Source organism: Candidatus Omnitrophota bacterium (assembly GCA_016929445.1).
In the GTDB taxonomy this organism is placed as follows: domain Bacteria; phylum Omnitrophota; class Gorgyraeia; order JAFGIU01; family JAFGIU01; genus JAFGIU01.
The window spans coordinates 1-4,609 of record JAFGIU010000014.1; the positions used below are offsets into that span (position 1 = coordinate 1).

General features: G+C 55.5%; 5 protein-coding genes. 4 read left to right on the top strand and 1 reads right to left on the bottom strand.

The annotated features are described in order from the left end of the window. On the bottom strand, nucleotides 1-205 hold a 205-nt coding region (locus JW937_01855), incomplete at its 3' end, for a hypothetical protein (protein ID MBN1586155.1). Nucleotides 206-274: 69 nt separating this feature from the next. On the opposite strand from JW937_01855, the gene JW937_01860 reads away from it, so the two are divergent. From JW937_01860 to JW937_01875, 4 genes are all read left to right on the top strand, one after another. After that, nucleotides 275-1,531, top strand: coding sequence for a hypothetical protein (locus JW937_01860; protein MBN1586156.1), 1,257 nt, complete (start codon nucleotides 275-277; stop codon nucleotides 1,529-1,531). A gap of 84 nt (nucleotides 1,532-1,615) precedes the next feature. Continuing rightward, entirely contained in the window at nucleotides 1,616-3,136 is a 1,521-nt protein-coding gene (locus JW937_01865; GenBank protein ID MBN1586157.1) for an SPASM domain-containing protein, read from the top strand. A gap of 5 nt (nucleotides 3,137-3,141) precedes the next feature. Beyond that, a complete protein-coding gene (locus JW937_01870; protein ID MBN1586158.1) occupies nucleotides 3,142-4,353 on the top strand; it encodes a glycosyltransferase in 1,212 nt (403 codons plus the stop codon). Then, nucleotides 4,322-4,609: YkgJ family cysteine cluster protein (locus JW937_01875; GenBank protein MBN1586159.1), on the top strand; the 288-nt coding region annotated here is incomplete at its 3' end. The genes JW937_01870 and JW937_01875, both read left to right, overlap by 32 nt.

Below are 4,609 nucleotides of genomic sequence, written 5' to 3' on the forward strand. Positions count from 1 at the left end.
GCTCAGCCGCGATAAAACCCTTCGACTCAAAACGCTCCGGGTTCGAGAGTGCTCCGGCATCAAAGTGCTCTTCGGTCCGGCTGATCCGGACAGGATCCGGGGCGCTGAACCAGGAGAGCACCGGGGGGCCGGACAAGAGAAAAATACACAGAGTAAAGAACAGGATCCAAATACGAATGGGGGGAAAACAGGTCTTCGTTCTCATGCTTGGGACCCTATCATAATTAGAAGGCGAGTGCTACACTGGGCCATCTGAAGGAGACTTTGTATCTGCATGTTCAGCCGCAAGAAATTCCCCATTGTATTGATTCCTGCTCTGTTTGTCAGTGTTGGGGCCCTCACTTGGAACATATGGATTATTCCTGCCAAAGTCTGGACCTCCGTGGTTTTGGAAAGGGCTCATGAGCTGTACGATCCTCTGGCTTTGCTTGAGGAGCCTGTTCCCATGGGACCGGCCGGGGAGTTTCCGGTTGGCACAAAGGACTTGGGGGCCCGGCTGAAGACTGCGGGAATCGAACTGCTTTCCCTCAAGATGCCTGAGGAGGTTCTGCCCAAAGGAGCGGCGCGGTATTTCTCCTACGAGTCTGCCGGGAATCCCCGTCTGAGCCAACTCAGAGAGTCGTATGAGTTGGAGCGATTCCAGACCCAGCCGGATTTTGACGGGCTCGTAGGTCTTCGTGAATGGATTCACGCGCAGTGGGAGCACGGCCCCACCCCCAACGAGCCTGTGCATTTGGGCAATTTTGAGGCAGACAAGATTTTGGAGCGTGCGGCTGCCGGGGATCGCTTTCTCTGCGGAGAAGCGAGTTACACGTATGTGCAGTGCGCTGCGGCCATCGGCGCTCAGGCGCGCGCAGTTACTCTTGAGCAGCGGGAGGGGCGCGGTCATGTGGTGGCTGAGGTGTGGTCCAATGAGTGGGATTCCTGGGTGGTGATGGATCCGGATCAGAACGTGCACTATGAGCACGCAGGCCGCCCTTTGTCTGCAATGGATTTGCATGAAGCCTTGTTAAAGGACACGCCGGGACTGGAGCTTCGCGGATCTGTGCCGGGCTCCTTAGACGAACCCGCTTTGCGCCGGAAGTATTTATCCCTCTACTATGAGCTTGCAGTGCGCATGCGCAATGATTTGTACATCCGGTACCCGCGGTGGCATCCCAAGGGGAATGTATACGTGAACACCCTGGAGTGGATGGATGAGGAGGTGGACGGACGCATTTGTTTTGCGCATGAGACTGCAGAGCGTCAGGATCTGTATTGGCCGCTCAATCGTACACGGGTGCTCGTACAAGCCGTAGCCAAGTCTCAATCAGGCCTGCCTGAATTGACAATCTCTCTGCAGACCTATACACCGAATTTCAGCCATTTCGCGGTGGAGCTCAACGGCGAAACGCGGCTTTTGGAAGAACCTCAAGTGCATTGGTTTTTGGAACCCGGCGAGAATCGTCTCGGGGTCGCCTCGGTCAATGCTTTAGGTGTGAGGGGTGTGCCCTCGGAGATCGCGCTGCGCTTGCCTCCGCAAGAGTTGTGAGTTACTCTACCCTATCCGGTCGGCCCCTTGTTTGACCGGGATCCCAAAGAGACGTATCTATCTTTCACAGAATGGGTTTAGGAAATGAAGAAAATCTTGATTCTGTGCTATTCGCCGGATCCCCACCTGCTCGAATTCTGGTTTAAGAAGATCCGGAGGCAAGAGCCTGAGGCCGGGCTGTCCCTTCTGCTGCGGCATTCGCTCGGAGAACACGCCAAGGCCCTGCCTTCTGTCCGGAATTGTTGGACCTTTCCCCAGGAGTCTTCCCGTAAAGTGGGCCGGGTTAAAGATATTTTTTCTGCGGCTGTTCTCGATCCGGTCAGGGCGCAAGGATTTGATGAGCTCATTTGTTTTACAGGGGGGCTTCAGGGACTCAAACAGGCAGTGTGGATGCAGTTTGCTTTGCGCACCCGGATTCCGAAAGCCCGTTTTGTTGAGTCCAACGGAGTCGAGCGTGTTCTAGAGCAAAAGGATCTGCAGCGGGAATGGTGGCGTGTGCGCACGAATATCAAGGGGGAGAAGCATTTCCTCTTTTCCAATTGGTCCATGCGCATGGGACATACCAAGAGCCTCGGGATTCCCACGAACTACACTATCGAGCCCACAAATGTGTGTAATCTGAAGTGCCCCATTTGCAAAACCGGAATCGGTACGATTGAGAGGGCCCAGGGCATCATGAGCCTGGAACTCTACCGGACGGTTCTGGACAAGATCGGGAAGTACGCCAATAACATCTTGCTCTACGGCACGGGTGAGCCCTTCCTCAATAAGAACATCTACGAAATGATTCGATTGGCCAAGGCCCGCGGCATTGTGGTGACCATGGCGTCGAACGGTACGATGTTTGATGCGGAGCAAGTGGTGCGCTCCGGGCTGGATGAACTCGGGATTGCGATCGGAGGGGTGACTCAGGAGACTCACTCCGTGTACCGGGTGGGCGGAGATTTGGATTTGGTTCTGAGCAATATCAGAGCCCTGGTGGCTGCCAAGAAAAAACTGGGTTCCCAAACGCCCCGGGTTTTGGTCGATTTTGTGGTTCAAAAGCACAATCAACATCAGGTTGATGAGGTGGTGGATTTGGCTCTGGAAATGGAAGTGGACAGTCTCTTTGTGTGCCCAACGATTGTCTGGGATATGGGCCAGGCAAACCGCTTTGTTTCGGATGATCCCCAATTCAGCCGCTATGACGCGGAGGCCATGGCAGAGGGCCGCCTGGTTCCCAAGGACGGAGCCCAGCGTTGTGCCCTGCCTTGGTTTAGTTCTCTCATTCAGTGGAACGGGAAGGTCTCTCCCTGTTGCGGGATTGAGCTGCCGCGCCGGGCGGATAACGGACAGGGACTGACCCATGCCTATGATCCGCTGACCTATCCTCTGGGGGATCTTTCCGAAGAAGGAGTGACTTGGGAATCCATTTGGAACGGCCCCAAGTATCAAAAGTTCCGCGAAGTGTTCTTGTCCTCTGAAGGGGCTTCCATCTGCAAGCTCTGCTCAGGTTATGATGCCCCGCCGTTGCGGAAGGCAGAGGGCCAGATAATGGATCAGATCCCTACAGAGATTGACGAGGCGATTTCAGCCGGAGATCCGTTGCCGGTCAGCTCCATCTGACACGTATGCCCGAATCCCACCCACGCACTCTGCTTTGTTTTATGCCCACGTCTTTGGAGCACTTGAGGCGTGCCAAAGCCATGCAGATTTTGTTTGACCGGGATGAGGACGGCTACTTTGATCACGTCTACTCTTTCCACTTTCCCACTGAAAAGTCCCAAGTTGTCGAAGTCAACGAGCGCCACACGGTCTATGAGGTCGGCACCGAGAAGCATCTTTGGATGAAATCCCGGGGTCTGAACGGCCTGCGCAAGCTTTTGTATTTGGCCGAATTGTATCGTCAGTGTGCTGTCCTGATTCAAACCCACCCCATTTCCATTCTCAAGACCCATGATCCGTACTTCGGGGGTTTTGTGGGATGGCTTTTGGCCCGGCGCTTCCGGTTGCCGTTCTGTGTTTCCTTGAGAACTCCCGCGGATCTTCGCTACCGCTTGGAAGGGCCGACCGTGCTCTTTCCCACTATTGCCGGGTCCCGTGGGCTGGCCAAAAAGTTGGAGAGTTTTGTTTTGAAGCGGGCAGATCGGGTTATGGCCCGGTCTCAGAATTTGGCTGAGGACGCTGTTCAATCCGGGGCGCGCAAGGACCGGATTCGGGTAGATCGCTTTGGCATTGAGACGGCAGCCTTTTTGAGTCCCGTGGATCCGGACTTTGTGTCCGCGCAAGGATTGTCCGATAGGCCCTGGGTTGTCCACGTCGGGAGATTGAACAAAGAAAATTATATTGACGATGTCATTGAGGTGGCCGGGCTGGTGATCTCCAAACGCAAAGATGTCGTGTTTCTGATTGTGGGAGACGGCCCGGAACGCAAGACCTTGGAGGAAAGGGTCCAGTCCGATGGCTTAGAGGAGTATGTGCGCTTCCTGGGTGTTCGTCCGCATGCGGAGGTCGCGGAGTTCCGCAAGAATGCTGCCGTGAATCTGGGGTTGATGGCGGGGAATAGTCTGGCTGAGGCAGCCTGCGCCGGACGCCCGGTTATTTCTTATGATGTGGATTGGCACGGCGAGCTTATACGGAACGGGGAAACGGGATTTTTGTGCAAGGAGTATGACACGGAATCAGTAGCAGAGCATGTGTTGGAGCTCTTGGACAACCCGCAGTTGGCCGATCGCCTGGGAGCAGCCTGCAGGCAGTTGGCTCTGCAAAACCACCGGCGCGAGACTATTGTGAATAACCGGCGCCGCTTCTATGATGAACTCCTGGCCTCTTCCGTTTCTTGATTCTCTGCTCCCCGGCGGGTACTGCTTGGACTGCCGGGCTTGCTGCCGCTTCCAAGAGCCGCACAGCGATTGGGCGCCTCCGGAATACACCCCTCAAAAAGACCCCGCAGCCAAGCCGGGTGAAGCCTGCTACGCCTGCCCTCAGCTCGATCGCCCCTCGCATCACTGTAAAGTTTATGAACAGCGTCCGCTGGACTGCCGGCTCTACCCTTTTATGATTCTGCGCCAGGGGGAAGAAGTTTCCCTGGGGATTGAC

What these genes read in the sequence shown, in the direction of transcription:
- JW937_01860 (MBN1586156.1), top strand. Translation starts at nt 275, where the DNA reads ATGTTCAGCCGCAAGAAATTCCCCATTGTATTGATTCCTGCTCTGTTT.
- JW937_01865 (MBN1586157.1), top strand. Translation starts at nt 1,616, where the DNA reads ATGAAGAAAATCTTGATTCTGTGCTATTCGCCGGATCCCCACCTGCTC.
- JW937_01870 (MBN1586158.1), top strand. Translation starts at nt 3,142, where the DNA reads ATGCCCGAATCCCACCCACGCACTCTGCTTTGTTTTATGCCCACGTCT.